Origin of the sequence: uncultured Fretibacterium sp., from assembly GCF_963544685.1 — a bacterium.
GTDB lineage: Bacteria > Synergistota > Synergistia > Synergistales > Aminobacteriaceae > CAJPSE01.
The window spans coordinates 1-14,738 of sequence record NZ_CAUUGJ010000057.1; the positions used below are offsets into that span (position 1 = coordinate 1).

Below are 14,738 nucleotides of genomic sequence, written 5' to 3' on the forward strand. Positions count from 1 at the left end.
GCCCTGCTGACGAGCGCGCTCGAGCCGACGAACGAGCCCTACGCCATCGCCAAGATCGCCGGAATCAAGCTCTGTCAGGCCTACAACCGGCAGTATGGGACGGACTTCATCTCCGTGATGCCCACCAATCTCTATGGTCCCGGGGACAACTTCGGGCTCGAGAACTCCCACGTCCTCCCCGCGATGATCCGCAGGATGCACGACGCCAGGGTTTCGGGCGCGCCGTCCGTTACCCTGTGGGGTACGGGGACGCCCAGGCGCGAGTTCCTTTACGTCGACGACCTGGCGGATGCCTGCCTTTTCCTTATGGAACGCTACGACGGACCGGACATCGTGAATATCGGCACGGGCGAGGACCTGACGATCCGGGAGCTCGCGGAGCGGGTGCGCGGTGCGGTGGGCTACGGCGGAGAGCTGGCCTGGGACGCCGCCCGGCCCGACGGGACGCCGCGCAAACTTCTGGACGTCTCCTTTCTGCATGGTCTGGGCTGGCGGCACACGGTGGAACTGGACGAGGGGCTGCGCCGCACGTACGCCGCCTTTCTCTCGGGAAGACAAAGGGATTTTTAGGCGGATGACCGCTTGCTGCCGTGTCCGCCGCTTGTGAATTGCGGGGAAATGAAATGGCCGGAGGTTGCGCTATAATAAAATATCCGGGGACTGTTGCCCCCTTGGGGAGGGCTGAGGTTTGACGTACATTCGCGACGCCGCCGGGGTGGCCGGATTTATCGAGAGATGGCTGAGGGAGCACGTGGCCGAGGCCGGTGCGGTGGGGATCGCCGTCGGACTGTCCGGCGGCATCGACTCCGCGGTCGTTGCGGCGTTGGCCCGACGCGCGTTTGGACAAGACATGGCGGCGCTCGTCATGCCCTGCCACAGTGATCCGTCGGATGAAGCGGACGCCCGGCTGGTCGCGGACGCGCTGGACATTCCCTGCGAAAGGGTGGACCTTACCGCGGTTTACGACGCTCTTGCCTCGGAGCTGAGAAAAATCGGCGTACTCCAGGGGCCGGCCCTCTCCAACCTCAAGGCCCGCCTGCGGATGGCGTCCCTTTATGCCGTCGCCCAAGCCCGTTCTCTGCTTGTCTGCGGGACGAGCAACAGGGCGGAGATCGCGACGGGCTATTTCACGAAGTTCGGGGACTCCGCCGCGGATCTCCTGCCTCTCGCGGACCTTCTGAAGGGAGAGGTGCGGGCCGTGGCGGCCCATCTCGGGGTGCCGGAGCGCATCATCCGGAAGGCGCCGACCGCCGGCTTCTGGGCGGGGCAGACGGACGAGGGGGAGATGGGGCTCACCTACGACGAACTGGACCGCTATCTCGCGACCGGCGACGCGGCGCCCGAGGTCAGGGAGCGCATCGAGGCGAGGCGGCGAAACAGCGAACACAAACGCCGTCCCGTTCCGATCTGTGTGCCTGAGGTCTAGGGGCGGGCGCGGACGTTCCGCGTCGTGAGGGTGGATTTTTGTCTAAAACAGGCGCCGTGTGTTTCGCAGTCGGCGCTTCATTCATGTTTATGAGGTGATTTTTTTGTCGGGACACTCCAAATGGGCTAACATCAAACATCGCAAGGCCGCTCAGGATGCGAAGCGGGGCAATCTCTTCCAGAAACTTGTGCGCGCCATCATCATCGCGGCCAAGGAGGGCGGCGGAGATCCGGCGATGAACATGCGCCTGAAGACGGCGATCGAGAGGGCCAAGGCCGTCAGCGTCCCCATGGACAACATCATTCGGGGCATCAAGCGGGGGACGGGCGAGATCGAGGGGGCCTCGTACGAGGAGCTGACCTACGAGGCGTATGGCCCGAACGGCATTGCGGTGCTGGTCGAGGTGCTTACGGACAACCGGAACCGCACGACGCCGGAGATCCGCGCCCTTCTGACGCGTAACGGCGGGCAGATGGGGGAGTCGGGGAGCGTATCCTGGATGTTCGAGCGCAAGGGGGTTCTCGAGGTCAAGGGCAAGGGGCTGGACGAGGATGCCCTGATGTCCTGCGGACTCGAGGCCGGAATGACGGATATGGAGTCCTCCGACGAGGGGTATACGCTTTATTGCGAGCCGGGGGACCTGGGCACCCTTCAGGAGGCTCTGGAGAAGGCAAAGTACGCGGTGGAGAGCGCCGAGACCCCCATGGTTCCCAAAACGCCCGTCGAGATATCGGACGTTGAGGCGGCGCGGAAGATCATGCGCCTGATCGAGGTTCTCGAGGAGCACGACGACACTCAGAACGTCTATTCCAACTTCGATCTTTCCGACGAGGCTGCCGCCGGGCTCGAGGAGTGATGGGCGGGGGGCGGCTGTGCCTGGGGATCGATCCAGGCCTTGCCCGGGTTGGCTACGGGGTCGTGGAGCGGCAGGGGAGCCGCTTGCGGGCCCTGACGTACGGGTGCGTCGAGACGAGCCCGAAGCTGCCCTTTACGCAGAGGCTCCTGCATATTTATGAGGCTTTGGGGGAGCAGCTCGAGCACTGCGCCCCCGATTTCATGTCCGTGGAGCGACTTTTTTTCGGGCGGAACATCACAACGGCGGAGTTCGTCTGGCAGGCCCGGGGGGTCGTGATGCTCCTGGCGGCCCGGAAGGGCCTTCCGGTCCTGGAGCCCAAGCCGAATCAGATAAAGTTGGCCGTGTGCGGGACCGGGGGGGCCGATAAGACCCAGGTGCAGCGGATGGTTCAACGTCTTCTGGGGCTCGACGCCATACCCTCTCCTGACGATGCGGCGGATGCCCTGGCCGCGGCGCTGGCCGGGCTCGCCTACTACGACTCGGCCTTCAGGCCGGAGGCGGAGCGCGCGGCCGTGTCCGGCGGAGACCTGCCATGATCCGCTGCCTGACGGGGGAGGTCCTGAACGTCGTGGAGAACGCCGTGCTGTTGGATGTCCACGGCATGGGGTTCGACGTGTTGTGTTCCCGGGGCGCCCTGGCGCTCTGTCGTGCGGGGGAGCGGGTGCGCCTGACGGTCTTCATGCAGGTGTCGGAGGCCGGGGCCTCGCTCTTCGGGTTCGCCGACGAGCGGGAGCGGGAGCTCTTCCTCAAAATCACGACGATCAAGGGGATCGGCGGCCGAACGGGAATGGCGATTCTGTCCGTTTTCTCCGTGGACGATATCCTTCGGGCCGTGTCCCTGGCCGACGTCGCCGCTTTTACGTGGGTTCCCGGCGTGGGACGCAAGACGGCAGAGCGGCTGTGTTTCGAGCTTCGGAACCTTCTCCCCGAGGCATTGGCGGACTCCATCCCGACGGCCGGTGCGGGCCTTGCCGCGCCGTCGCGGACGGCGGATACGGTGGGGGAGGCCCTGCGCTCCCTCGGATTCGCACAGACGGATATCGGTCCGGTTTTGTCCGCTATCCGGGCCGCACGCGGCAAGGAATTTGAACGCATGGACGAGGAGTCCCTTCTGAAGGCCGCTTTGAAGGAACTCCAGCAAGGGCTCCGTTAGGGAAGCCGACACGCGGAGGGACCCGGTACGATGCAGGACGATCGGTACGAAAACGAGCCCCGTTTTTTCTCGGCTCCCCGTTCTCAGGAGGACGTGACCGTCAGGCCCCGTTCCCTCGACGATTTTATCGGTCAGGAGCGGGTGCGCGAGAAGCTGAGGATCTATATGGAGGCGGCCCGCGGGCGCGGAGAACCCCTGGACCATATCCTCTTCTACGGACCTCCGGGGTTGGGCAAGACGACGCTGGCGGGCATCATCGCCCAGGAGATGGGAGGCCAGCTGCGCACGACGACGGGGCCCGCGCTCGAGCGCGCCGGGGACCTCGCGGCGATCGTCTCGAATGTGGAGCCGGGCGACGTGCTGTTCATCGACGAGATCCACCGTATGCCGGCCCAGGTCGAGGAGATCCTCTACCCCGCGATGGAGGACTTCGCCCTGCACATCGTGGTGGGCAAGGGGCCTCTGGCGAAGACGATCGGGCTCTCCCTGCCGCGCTTTACGCTCTGCGGGGCGACGACCCGGCTGGGGCTCCTGACCTCGCCTCTGCGCGCCCGCTTCGGAATCGTCGAGCAGCTCGCCCTGTATACGGAGGAGGAGCTGACCCGCATCGTCCTCAGGGCCGGCGGAGTCATGGAAATTCAGATTCTCGTCGAGGCGGCTCGGGAGATTGCCCGGCGCGCGCGCGGGACGCCCCGTGTGGCCCTGAGGCTCCTGCGCCGTGTTCGGGATGTCGCTGCGGTTCGAGGGAAGGGGAGCATTGATGCGGAGGTCGCCGCCCGCGCCATGGATATGCTCGATGTCGACGCCGAGGGGCTGGACGAGGGGGACCGGCGCATCCTGCGGACGATCGTCGACCTGTTTGACGGCGGCCCCGTCGGCCTCGGGACGATGGCGGCGGCACTGAACGAGGACATGCAGACGATCGAGGACATCTACGAACCTTACCTGATCCAGAAGGGCTTTCTGGAGCGGACCCCGCGGGGGCGACGGGCGACGGGCAGTGCCTATGCCTATCTCGGGAAGTCGGCCCCGACAGGGCGGGAGGGGTTTCTTTTGCCCTTTGACGGGGAGGCGTAGGACATGCCGTCCTCGATAATGTATTCTTGCCGGGAGGTATCCGAGTTGCTTTTCGAGAGGGGAATTTTACGGAAGTTCTTGATGATGCTCTTGGCCGCAGCGGGACTTCTGATCTGTTCCGTACGGTCCGAGGCCCGCGATGCCTATGTGCGCCTAGCTGCGGGAGGGACGTTTGTCGTCGAGGGGGAACATGGGCTCAGCCTGCTGGCCGGAGGCAACCAGGAGCGGGAACTCGGCAGATCGGCCACCATAGCCCTCCGGGGTGGGAAGGCAGTGGTGGGAAAACACGCTTTTCCGCTTCCTGTCCGTATCTTCAGTTCGGGGCTTCTGCGCTTCAACAGGCGGAGCTACCGCGGGGATTTCCTCCTGACGCGGAACGGATTGCTGAACGTACTGGATCTGGAGGATTATCTCCGTGGGGTGCTCCCCGCCGAGGTCGGCGCGAAATGGCCCCAGGAGGCCCTTCGGGTTCAGGCCATCATCTCCCGCACCTATCTCCTGAGGCAGAGCCTGAATCGCTCGGCCCGGGGCTTTGACGTCACGGACTCGGTGTCCGATCAGGTCTATCGTGGGGCTGGGGTGGAAACCGCACGAACGAATCAGGCCGTGCAGAGCACCGCGGGCGAGGTTCTGATTTACGGCAAGGATCTCGCCTTCACGCCTTTTCACTCGGACAGCGGGGGCCACACGGCGAACAACGCCGACGTTTGGGGCAAGGTCCTGCCCTATCTGGGAGGGGTTCCGGAGCCCCGGGCTTACCGGTCTCCGAACACATCCTGGGCGGTCAGGATTTCTCGCACTACGGTCGAATCCGCACTGGCGAAGATCGGTGGGAGCGTCGGCACGGTGTCCGAGATCCGGATCGCCGGGACCGACAAGGGAGGCCGGTCGACGGCGCTGACCTTCATCGGTCCCAGAGGGAGCAAGACGGTCAAGTCCAGTCTTTTTCGCATGGCCATAGGACCCAATATCCTGAAAAGCACCATGTTGACGGCGGGCTCCGGGCCCGTATCGGGTTCGGCTCCACAGCAGCCGGCGCCCTCCGCTCCGCCGGCCGACAGCGCTGCCATGCCCGAGATCAAGGAATCCGATTGGGTTCCCGATGCGTCCGGTTCCACGGACGGCGGTCTGCCCCGCGCTCCGGTGCCGACCTCGAACGAGCCCCTGTCTCCCGCGCAGGAGGAACGCCTGACGAGGATGACCGCGGACGGCGTCTTTACGACGGCGGAGCTGATCGACATGCTGACGAACCCCGACAAGAAAAAGGGGTATCTCTATATCGGCTTTCAGAGGAGCGGAAAGAGGAAGCCCGCCTCGCAGCCGGCGGCGAAGCCTCCCCGTACGACGGTCGTTCCGCCTGCTCCCGTCCCGGCTCCCGCTTCTCCGCCTCCCGTTCCCGGGGGAGCTGCCATCACGAAGGAGGGGGATGCCTTTGTCTTCCGCGGAAGGGGATGGGGACATGGGGTCGGCCTCTCCCAGTGGGGGGCCTTGACCCTGGCAGGAGAGGGGTGGACCGCGGAACGCATCCTGGAGCACTATTATCCGGGGACCCACGTGAAGAGCTCCCGATGAGCGCCATCGAGCGACGGGCCTTTGCGCATGAGGATCTCTTCGACCTGAATGCCTACGACTACCCTCTGCCCGAGGAACGGATCGCTCAGACGCCCGCGGAGCCGCGGGACTCGTCCCGTCTCCTGAGCTGGGACGTCGGGAGCGGAATGGTCGAACATCGTCGGTTCCGTGATATCCTTGAATACCTGAGGCCGGGCGACCTCCTGGTCCTGAACGATACGCGCGTGCTGCCCGCCCGGCTGCTGGGAAAACGTCTGCCCGGCGGAGGCGCCGCGGAGGTGCTCCTTCTGAGCCCCTGTTCCCCGGACTTCCAGGTATGGAGGGCTCTGGTCAGGCCGGGGCGCAAACTGAGACAGGGGGCGCAGGTCTCGGTCGGGGACAGGGTCCTCGGGATCGAGGCGCAGGAGGGCGAGGGGGTCCGCATCGTCCGGGTCGGAACGGGGCGTCAGGATGTCTTGGCCTTTCTGGATGCCTTCGGACGCGTGCCTCTGCCCCCCTACATCGGCGGCGACCGGGACTGGCGAGAGGAGTATCAGACGGTCTTCGCCAGCAGGGAGGGGTCGGTGGCGGCCCCGACGGCAAGCCTGCATTTTACGCGGAAGCTCCTGCAGGACATCGATGCCATGGGGGTTCGCAGGGCATGGGTGACCCTTCATGTCGGCCTCGGGACCTTTCGTCCCGTGAAGGCGCCGGATATCCGGCAGCACGTCATTCACGACGAGTACTGCGAGGTCCCCCGGGATACGGCCGAGGCCGTGGAGGAATGCCGCCGGCGCGGAGGGCGGGTCGTCGCCGCAGGGACGACCGTGGCCCGCACCCTGGAGTCCATGGCCGCCGAAGGAGGAGGGGTCCGTCCCGGTTGTTTGGATACCGACCTCTTTATCTATCCGGGCTTCGACTTTCGTGTCGTCGATGCCCTGATCACGAATTTTCATCTGCCGAAGAGCTCGCTCCTGATGCTTGTGGCGGCGTTCGCCGCGGGGCTGGGAGGCTGGAAGGGCGAGGAGGAAAGGGCTCTGTCCGCCCTGCACGGGGTCTATGCCTCGGCCGTCGCCGAGGGGTATCGGTTCTTCTCGTTCGGCGACGCCATGTTCATCCACCGATGAAAAGCGATCAAAAAGAAATAGCGAAGAAAGATCCATGAAGGAAATCTATTGGTACCGTGAAGAAGGGGAGAGGAAACGGGTGGACGGGGAGTGCCTGAGCCGATGAGACGAAGCCTGTTCTGTCTGTCGATGTTGCTGGTGATGGGCCTTCTGCTGGGAGGCGCATCCTTCTGGCTGAAGCAGCCCAGCCCTTTTTGGGAAAGGGTTCTGCCCATTCCGGTGGGGGAGGTGCGTCTTGTCCTCATCCACCCGAAGATGAACGCCCGGCAGATCGCCCAGGCCTTTTTCGACCAGGGGGCCCTGACGGAGCCCTCCGCGAAACTGGCCCGATGGATGGCGCGTTTCGGGCTGGACCGCAGTTTTCGGCCCGGGAGCTATCGTGTCGTGCGCTCCGATGCCTGGAACCTGGCCCGCCAGCTTCGGACGGTGCGCCCGCTGTTGGCGAAGGTGACCATTCTCCCGGGGGCGGACGTCTTTTCCCTGCGGGACCTTTTCCGTCCGGAACAAAACCCCGATGCTCCGGGAAGCGGGGACCTCCTGAAACGTTCCATCCTGGACGGCCGCAGCTATCCCGAGGCGATGCGCGCGGTGCTTCCCGACGAGGAGGAATCGAGGATTGCGTGGCTTCTCCCGGATACCTATCTTCTCGTCGAGGAGTCCCCGGAGGAGCTGGTGCGTACGGCGGCGCACGCCTGGTGGGATCGGTACGGAGCTTCGGTTTGGTCCATGGCTTCCTCGGATCTTCTGGCCGCGGCGAAGATTGCCTCGATGGTGCAGCGCGAGGCCCTGTGGGATGCGGAGGGCCCCATGATCGCGGAGGTTATCCGAAACCGGCTGAAGAGGAACATGCCGCTGCAGATCGACGCGACGGTGGTCTATGCCTGGAAGCGCATGGGACGGAAGGTGACGCGGGTGCTTCACAGCGACCTGAACATCGATTCACCCTACAATACCTATCGTTTCCCGGGGCTTCCCCGGCATCCCATCTGCATCCCATCCACCTCCGCCTGGGATGCCGCGCTTGGCTCGGAGGAGAACCCGTATTATTATTATGTGGCCCGGAAGAACGGGTACCATTATTTTTCATCGACCTACGAGGAACATCTCCAAAACATAAAAAAAGCCCGCTCCGAATAGGCGCCGGCGGAGCGAAAAGGAAGTGCTACCGAATTTGAACGGGAGAGGCAGGATTTCACAATGCCCATAATACGCGGCAGCGGCAAGAAACCTCGAAAACCTTCGAACAAGCACGGCGCGGCGACACGGCATCCTGCCCGGAGAAGCTGGTTCGAACTGGCCCTTTTCTTCTTCTCGGCTATCGGAATATATCTGATTGCGGCTCTTTTCGACAGCGCCTGGACAGGGGCGTCGGGACGCCATATCGGGGCGTATCTGCGCTCCGTCTGGGGCGGGGCGCTCTTTGTCCCCCTGGCGTTCTGGCTGTATCTCTGCTTCGCCTGGTTCGTCCGCCTCCGGATCCCCCGGCTTCTGGGGCAGATTCTGGGGACGCTTCAGCTCTATCTTTCCATCGCCTTCATGCTGGGCCTGTTCCGGAAGGTCGGATGGAATTTAAGCTGGCGCTTGGCCGAACCCGGCCGAGTGGGGGACGGCTTGGCGCATTTCTTCGTCCTGAACCTGGGAGTCCTGGGGACGGTCATGGTGTCGTTCGCCTCCCTTTTCCTGGCCGGCCTGCTCTTCGGCTCGCGTTTTCTCTCGCTGTTGTCGCTGCTGTCCACAGCCCGCCCGTCGGATACGGAGGAATCGAAGCCGGCTCCGGAACCCAAGGAAAAGGGACGGAAGGAACCCCGGGAACCCCATGCCCCCAAGCACAGGGAGGAGGAAAGAAGCACGCACCTTGTGAGGAACGCCTCTCCCGGAGGCGTTCCCTTCGATCCCCTCCGGCCCGTGGGGACGCCGGGCACGTTTGACGATGAGGAGGAGGCTGGGGTCCCGGCGTCCGGGGAGGAAACGGAGACGCCTTCCCCGGATGCCGAGGGGATGCCCATCCCTCCCGATGTGGATGAGGAAGAGGGGCCGGAGTCCGTCCCCCACCCCGAGCCCTCGCCCGAGGTCCCCGTGCCCGAAGCCGAATCGGGACCGGAACCGCAACGCGCCGATGACGCGGACGAGTCGGACGAAGCCGTTGAGGTTGGCTGGGCCGAAGAATCGCTGTCCGCTGCCGGTCTCGATACCGAGGCTCTCGAGGCCGGGACCGCTGCGGAAGCGTCGACGGATGTCCCTCCGCAGACGGCGGTCGAGATCCTGGATCAGTTGCTGGAGTCCCTCGAGTCCGGAGAATTCGACGTCCTTATGCCTTTCAGGCGGGAAGCCCGGGGCGAACGTCCGTCGACCGGCCGTCCTCCGTTGGAGGCGCCGAAGGACTCTCCCGCCTCTCGGGCCCCGGGGGCCGCTAGGGAGGACGAAGCGGCCGTGGAGACCGTCGAGCTTCCCTTGAATAAGGCGATGGAGGGAGGACAAGAGGTTATCGAGGTGACCAGCACCCCGAAGGTCGGCCCCGAGGAACGCGTACGGGAGATCCGCGAGCGGCTCGCCCCCTCTCCCGATGATTCGCATGCGGAGGCGGAGGAAGGGGCGGACGGCAGGGATACCGCCGTTCAGGAGACCTTCCCTGAGGTGGTCTTGCCCGAGGACGAGGAAGAGAAGCGCTTCCGTTCCGGGGTGTTTCCCCCTCCTCTGGACCTTTTCGGCCCTCCGGTTCGGGACTGGGACCAAGACGACGCTCTGGAGCTGGCCAACAAGCAGGCGGAGGTCATCGTCGATACGCTGCAGAATTTCGGCGTCAAGGCGACGGTCGCCCATATCGTGGTGGGCCCCTCCGTCATTCAATTTCAGATAGAGCTGGCGCCGGGCATCAAGGTCAGCAAGGTCGCGGGGCTGGCCAACGACCTGACGATGGCCTTGGCGGTCGTGTCGGTCCGTGTCGAGGCCCCTATCCTGGGGCAGCATTATGTGGGTATCGAGATCCCCAATCCGAAGCGCAAGGGAATCGCCCTGCGCTCCGTGATGGAGTCCGAGGAGTTTCAGCAGGGAGAGTTCCTTCTGCCGCTGCCGATGGGGATGCGGGTCGACTCCCGTTACCTGGTCTGCGGCCTCGAGGACATGCCGCATCTGCTGGTCGCTGGGACCACGGGGTCGGGCAAGAGCGTCTTCGTCAATGGCTGCATCCTGGGGATGTGCCTGCGTCGCCCCCCCGAGGAGCTGCGCCTGATCCTTGTGGACCCCAAACATGTGGAGTTCGCCATCTACGAAGGATTGCCGCACCTCCTGGCCCGGCCCGTCTCCGACCCGCGGCAGGCCATCGCCGCGCTCTCCTGGGCCGTGCAGGAGATGGAGCGCCGCACGGAGTGTTTTGCGCGCGCGCGGGTCCGCAATCTCGCCTCCTATAACGACAAGGTCCTGCCCAAGGATCGTTTTCCCAATATCGTCGTGGTGGTCGACGAGCTGGCGGACCTGATGTACACGGCCGGCAAGGAGGTGGAGGGACTGATCGCCCGTCTGGCTCAGAAGGCCCGTGCCGCGGGGATCCACCTGATCCTGGCGACCCAGCGGCCCTCCGTGGACGTCATCACCGGCCTGATCAAGGCGAACGTCCCGGCGCGCGTGGCTTTTGCCGTGCCGTCCCAGACGGACTCCCGGACGATCATCGACGCCGCCGGGGCCGACAAGCTGCTCGGGAAGGGCGATATGCTCTTCTTCAGCACGCGCTATCCCCGCCCGCTCCGCCTTCAGGCCCCCTTCATCACCGAGGAGCGCACGCTGGATTTCGTGGAGTATATGAAGGGAACCTTCGGGGAGCCGGAGTACATCGAGTTCGAGGACCCGGGCAATCCCGCGGGAGAGGGCAACGGAAAGAACGGCACGAGCATCGTCGACGACCCCAAGATGGAGGAGGCCATCCACGTCGTCATGGACACGGGCATCGCCTCCGCAAGCGGCCTTCAGCGCTACCTCAACATCGGTTATCCCAGGGCCGGCCGAGTGATTACGGGCCTGGAACAGCTGGGCATCGTGGGGCCGCAGCCCGGAAACTCCTCGAAGCCCCGGGACATCCTGATGGACGAGGAGGGCGCTTTCGAGGCTCTGAAGCGCGCGCGGACGGGCGGACTGTTCGATGAGGAGTGAGGCGCGTGCGCTCCTCTGAGCCCGTGCGTCCCTTCGAGTCGCCCGAGCTCGAGTTCGAGGCGGCGCTCGAGCTGGAATTGCCTCGGATGCGCGCCCTTTTGAGGCGGCACGGGGAGGCGCCGTCAAGCTCTCCGCCTCCGTTGCTGGTGTTGGGTGGCCGCGCTCCCGATCCCGATTGGCTGCGGAAGGTCTCCCTCGGACGGGAGACCTGGGCACTGGACCGGGGGGCCGACGCCTGTCGAGCCGCCGGGGTCGTGCCGTCCCGCATCCTGGGGGATTTCGACAGCGTCTCGGATGGGGCCAGGGAGTGGGCCGAGCGGATGGGCGCGAAGACGGACCGCTATACGCCGGACAAGGACGATACGGACTTTCAGCTGGCCCTGAGGCTGCTGTCCGGGGATGTCGTCGTCACCGGGTGCTGGGGCGGGCGTTTCGACCACGCCTTCTCGAACGTCTTTTCATCGCTTTGGGCCATGGAGCGTGGGGTGAGGGTCCTCTGGTTCGCCGACGAGCGCGAGGTCCTCTTCCCTCTGCGGGGCCCCGCAAAACTCGAGCTGGACTTTGAAATCCCACCCTCAGCGCTGTCGCTTCTGTCCCTTACGGCCTCCTGCGAGAGGGTCTCCATCGAAAACGTGAAGTGGCCGCTCGATGAGGCCGATCTGGCGCAGGGCTCCCCGCGGGAGATCAGCAACGTCCCCCTGGGCCGTCCCGTCCGGGTCGAAGTGCGCTCGGGAGTCCTCGGGGTCTACGGGGAATGCCGATGAAACGCGATGCCATCGACTGAAAGCGATGGATTTAAGCCTGGTGTCGTCATTCGAAAGAATTGGAATTTGAAAGAAGGCGCCGTCCGCAGGGTCGATCCCGAGGGCGGCGCCTCTTAATGTTTGTGCTGATGCGGCATGTTCATGCGAAGGGTTGTGTGCTTGTCCCGGCGTCAGCCTTCCGCCCCCTCCTTCTTCGGTTCGGGAGGGAACGCCAGCATGATCAGCCCTCCGGCCAGAGTGACGGGGATGAACTGTGCCATGTGGGCGAAGAGCGCTGCGGCCAGGGCCTGCTCGTGCGGCACGTCGTGCGCCCTCAGTGCGGCCACGGCGATGGCCTCGTAGACCCCGATGGCCCCGGGGGACGAGGGCAGAAGCATCCCCAGGCTGCTGAGCGCGAAGACGCTCAGGGCAGCTTTCCAGCTCAATCCCAGCCCGGCGACCCCATTGAGCGCCGTGATCGTCTCCAGGGCGTAGAGGCTCCAGACGAGGAAGGAGGTCGAGGCCATCCAGACGAGGCGCCCCGCCGTCAGATGACCGGCGAGGGCCGACAGGAAACGCTGGAGAAAGCCCGTGATCTCTCGGGGCAGGGGTAGGCGCGCGGCCCAGGAGACGACCTTCGGACAGCGCCGCATCAGGAGGAGGACGAGCCATCCTGCGAGCAGGCACGCCAGGAAGAGAAGCGTCGCGCCCCGCCGCCCCACGTGCCATACAAACCACAGGCTCAGCAGCGCCAGGGCGTTGACGTCGAAAAAACGCTCCATGAACACGATCCCCAGCGCGGCATCCGCGGGCAGATGGTTATTGCGCCCGATCCAGACGGCCTTGGCCACCTCACCGGCCTTGGCTGGGACCACGTTGTTGACGGCCAGCCCCGCCAGGGTGGCGCAGAAGGCCGAGCGGAACGAGAGCGGAGGGGTGTTCATCCGGGTGAGCCTCACGCCCATGACGGCATAGGCCGCGAAGGAGACGGCCGTCGTGAGGAGCATGGGGGGCAGGGGAAAACGGCTCAGGACATCCCACAGCTCCCTCAGGGGTACGCCCCGGAAGGCATGGAACAGGCAGAAAAGAGAGATGCCGTATTTCAGGACAGCGGAGACGAAGGAGGGCATGAGGTCGTCTGGGCTCCTCGTGCGCTCAGCACGAGAGCGACAAGGATAATGAGGCATCCCAAGATCTCGCCCGTCGAGGGAACCCTTTGGAACAGGAGTGCCGCGAGAGCAACTGCTGTAATCAATTCGAACGAAGCCAACATGCTGCCTGTGGATGCACGAATATAGCGGAGTCCGAGATTGTAGGCGCCATAACCCAAAAGTGTGGCGACAAACCCCAGATAGAGCAATAGGCCCCACAAGGTGCCGGAAAGTCCTGGGATATCTCCCCAACCGGTCGTCAAGGTTTTGTAAAAGGCCAGCCAGATGAAAGCGAAGAACTGTGCCCAGCTGAACAATGTCCATGGTTGAAGCCAGCCGGTTTTGCCGTTCCAACGCATGGTCAGGGACTGGACTGTCATGCCTGTGACAGAGAGTAAAGCCGCAATCACCCCCGGCAGCGGGAAAGAAGAGGCTGTGGTTTCGGAATCTGTCAGAGTCGCCATGCTCAGGACCCCGATGAGGATCAGGATGCCCGCGATAACCTGCATGGTTGACGGGCGCTCCTTCAAGATGAGAGCTCCAAAAAACATTGTGAAGAGCGGAAACGTAAAAAAGATTACCTCTGTCGCCGCGACGGAGAGGTAGGTCAGAGCTGTCATGAAGCCACCATAGAGGAACCCGGCGGAGGCGCCTCCGTAGAAAAAGAGGATGATCAAATCCTTGAGACGTACTTTGAGAATTTCCAAGTCGCGCACTCCAAACCAGAGGAAACAGCCTGATGCTGCCAATCCCGCCCTGATAGTGGCCCCCGTCAGGGGATGCAGGGATGACGCCTCTTTGGAGAATGCGGCGAGTGTTCCCCAGAGAAAAGCACCCAATAAAACCAGCGCCGAGCCTTTCAGCCAATAGGACAAAATTTTCTCCTCCTTGAGGATTTGCAGAGGGTGTCCCCCCTTTGCGCGCGAAAATATAAATTCAGCAAAGACGCTCCATCAATGATGGAGCGTCAAACGACGGCTTGCTGCAAGGAGCCTTCCGCCCCGTCAGCTCTGCAGGGGGCAGGGGCCTCCGACCTGACGGCCCAGGTTTTTACCCAGCTCCACGCACTGCTCCAGGTCCTCGGCGGTGGGGGAGGCGAAGACCTCGACCTCGGGGCCGACGACCTCCAGCTTGATGTCCCTGGCGAACTCCCTCAGTGCGTCCAGGGCGCCGCGGCTCCAGCTGTAACTGCCCGCGATGCCCAGCGCCCGGTTTTTAGGCATGCGATTGAGCAGTTTGGAACAGAGCGCCTCCATTGGGGGAAAGAGCAGGGTGTTGTAGGTGCAGCTCAACAGGGCGAAGCCCCTGTAGCGCCAAATGTCGCGCAAGATGTGGGAGGGGTCGCTCCGGGCGGCGTCGTAGAGGTGGACATCCTTGACGCCGCTGTCGGAGAGCCCGCTGCAGACGGCCTCCGCCATGCGCTTGGTGTTGCCGTACATGGAGCCGTAGACGACGACGGCCCCGCAGTCGGCCTCGTAGCGGCTCCAGCGGTCGTACAGCCCGATGACCTG

At 64.3% G+C, this 14,738-nt stretch carries 14 protein-coding genes; 11 read left to right on the top strand and 3 right to left on the bottom strand.

Going from position 1 to position 14,738, the window contains the following annotated elements; genetic code table 11:
• The 11 genes from ABLA28_RS06715 to ABLA28_RS06765 all read left to right on the top strand — a co-directional run.
• The coding region (locus ABLA28_RS06715) for an NAD-dependent epimerase/dehydratase family protein (RefSeq protein WP_347713015.1) at positions 1-570 on the top strand (570 nt) is incomplete at its 5' end.
• A gap of 118 nt (positions 571-688) precedes the next feature.
• Complete coding sequence (nadE, locus tag ABLA28_RS06720) at positions 689-1,426, top strand: NAD(+) synthase (RefSeq protein ID WP_347713016.1); 738 nt, start codon at positions 689-691, stop codon at positions 1,424-1,426.
• A 103-nt stretch (positions 1,427-1,529) separates the two neighbouring features.
• Complete coding sequence (locus tag ABLA28_RS06725) at positions 1,530-2,282, top strand: YebC/PmpR family DNA-binding transcriptional regulator (RefSeq protein ID WP_299299741.1); 753 nt, start codon at positions 1,530-1,532, stop codon at positions 2,280-2,282.
• Positions 2,282-2,818 carry a crossover junction endodeoxyribonuclease RuvC gene (gene ruvC / locus ABLA28_RS06730; RefSeq protein WP_299299742.1) on the top strand — a complete coding sequence of 179 codons (537 nt, stop codon included), beginning with the start codon at positions 2,282-2,284 and terminating at the stop codon, positions 2,816-2,818. Before ABLA28_RS06725 ends, ruvC begins: the two co-directional genes overlap by 1 nt.
• Entirely contained in the window at positions 2,815-3,435 is a 621-nt protein-coding gene (gene ruvA / locus ABLA28_RS06735) for a Holliday junction branch migration protein RuvA (protein WP_347713017.1), read from the top strand. The genes ruvC and ruvA overlap by 4 nt, the downstream gene beginning before the upstream one ends.
• Before the next feature lie 30 nt (positions 3,436-3,465).
• Positions 3,466-4,512, top strand: a complete 1,047-nt coding sequence (ruvB, locus tag ABLA28_RS06740; protein ID WP_314716198.1) for a Holliday junction branch migration DNA helicase RuvB — start codon at positions 3,466-3,468, stop codon at positions 4,510-4,512.
• Positions 4,513-4,557: 45 nt separating this feature from the next.
• Positions 4,558-6,084, top strand: coding sequence for a SpoIID/LytB domain-containing protein (locus ABLA28_RS06745; protein ID WP_347713018.1), 1,527 nt, complete (start codon positions 4,558-4,560; stop codon positions 6,082-6,084).
• On the top strand, positions 6,081-7,190 hold the full coding sequence (queA, locus tag ABLA28_RS06750; RefSeq protein ID WP_347713019.1) for a tRNA preQ1(34) S-adenosylmethionine ribosyltransferase-isomerase QueA: 1,110 nt from the start codon (positions 6,081-6,083) through the stop codon (positions 7,188-7,190). The genes ABLA28_RS06745 and queA overlap by 4 nt, the downstream gene beginning before the upstream one ends.
• A gap of 102 nt (positions 7,191-7,292) precedes the next feature.
• A complete protein-coding gene (mltG, locus tag ABLA28_RS06755) occupies positions 7,293-8,327 on the top strand; it encodes an endolytic transglycosylase MltG (protein WP_347713020.1) in 1,035 nt (344 codons plus the stop codon).
• A gap of 60 nt (positions 8,328-8,387) precedes the next feature.
• Positions 8,388-11,333, top strand: coding sequence for a DNA translocase FtsK (locus ABLA28_RS06760; RefSeq protein WP_347713021.1), 2,946 nt, complete (start codon positions 8,388-8,390; stop codon positions 11,331-11,333).
• A gap of 5 nt (positions 11,334-11,338) precedes the next feature.
• Positions 11,339-12,097 carry a thiamine diphosphokinase gene (locus tag ABLA28_RS06765; RefSeq protein ID WP_347713022.1) on the top strand — a complete coding sequence of 253 codons (759 nt, stop codon included), beginning with the start codon at positions 11,339-11,341 and terminating at the stop codon, positions 12,095-12,097.
• Between the two features lie 170 nt (positions 12,098-12,267).
• Here ABLA28_RS06765 and ABLA28_RS06770 read toward each other — a convergent pair whose 3' ends face one another.
• The 3 genes from ABLA28_RS06770 to ABLA28_RS06780 form a co-directional block, all read right to left on the bottom strand.
• Complete coding sequence (locus ABLA28_RS06770) at positions 12,268-13,206, bottom strand: lysylphosphatidylglycerol synthase transmembrane domain-containing protein (RefSeq protein WP_347713023.1); 939 nt, start codon at positions 13,204-13,206, stop codon at positions 12,268-12,270.
• Positions 13,179-14,102: a DMT family transporter gene (locus ABLA28_RS06775; protein WP_314716186.1), complete on the bottom strand. Its 924-nt coding sequence runs from the start codon at positions 14,100-14,102 to the stop codon at positions 13,179-13,181. The genes ABLA28_RS06770 and ABLA28_RS06775 overlap by 28 nt, the downstream gene beginning before the upstream one ends.
• A 129-nt stretch (positions 14,103-14,231) precedes the next feature.
• A partial coding sequence (locus ABLA28_RS06780) for a flavodoxin domain-containing protein (RefSeq protein ID WP_347713024.1) occupies positions 14,232-14,738 on the bottom strand: 507 nt, incomplete at its 5' end.

Excerpts from the sequence above, each read along its gene's own strand:
- mltG (WP_347713020.1), top strand. The coding sequence starts at position 7,293 with ATGAGACGAAGCCTGTTCTGTCTGTCGATGTTGCTGGTGATGGGCCTT.
- ABLA28_RS06760 (WP_347713021.1), top strand. The coding sequence starts at position 8,388 with ATGCCCATAATACGCGGCAGCGGCAAGAAACCTCGAAAACCTTCGAAC.
- ruvB (WP_314716198.1), top strand. The coding sequence starts at position 3,466 with ATGCAGGACGATCGGTACGAAAACGAGCCCCGTTTTTTCTCGGCTCCC.
- ruvA (WP_347713017.1), top strand. The coding sequence starts at position 2,815 with ATGATCCGCTGCCTGACGGGGGAGGTCCTGAACGTCGTGGAGAACGCC.
- ABLA28_RS06770 (WP_347713023.1), bottom strand. The coding sequence starts at position 13,206 with ATGCCCTCCTTCGTCTCCGCTGTCCTGAAATACGGCATCTCTCTTTTC.
- ruvC (WP_299299742.1), top strand. The coding sequence starts at position 2,282 with ATGGGCGGGGGGCGGCTGTGCCTGGGGATCGATCCAGGCCTTGCCCGG.
- queA (WP_347713019.1), top strand. The coding sequence starts at position 6,081 with ATGAGCGCCATCGAGCGACGGGCCTTTGCGCATGAGGATCTCTTCGAC.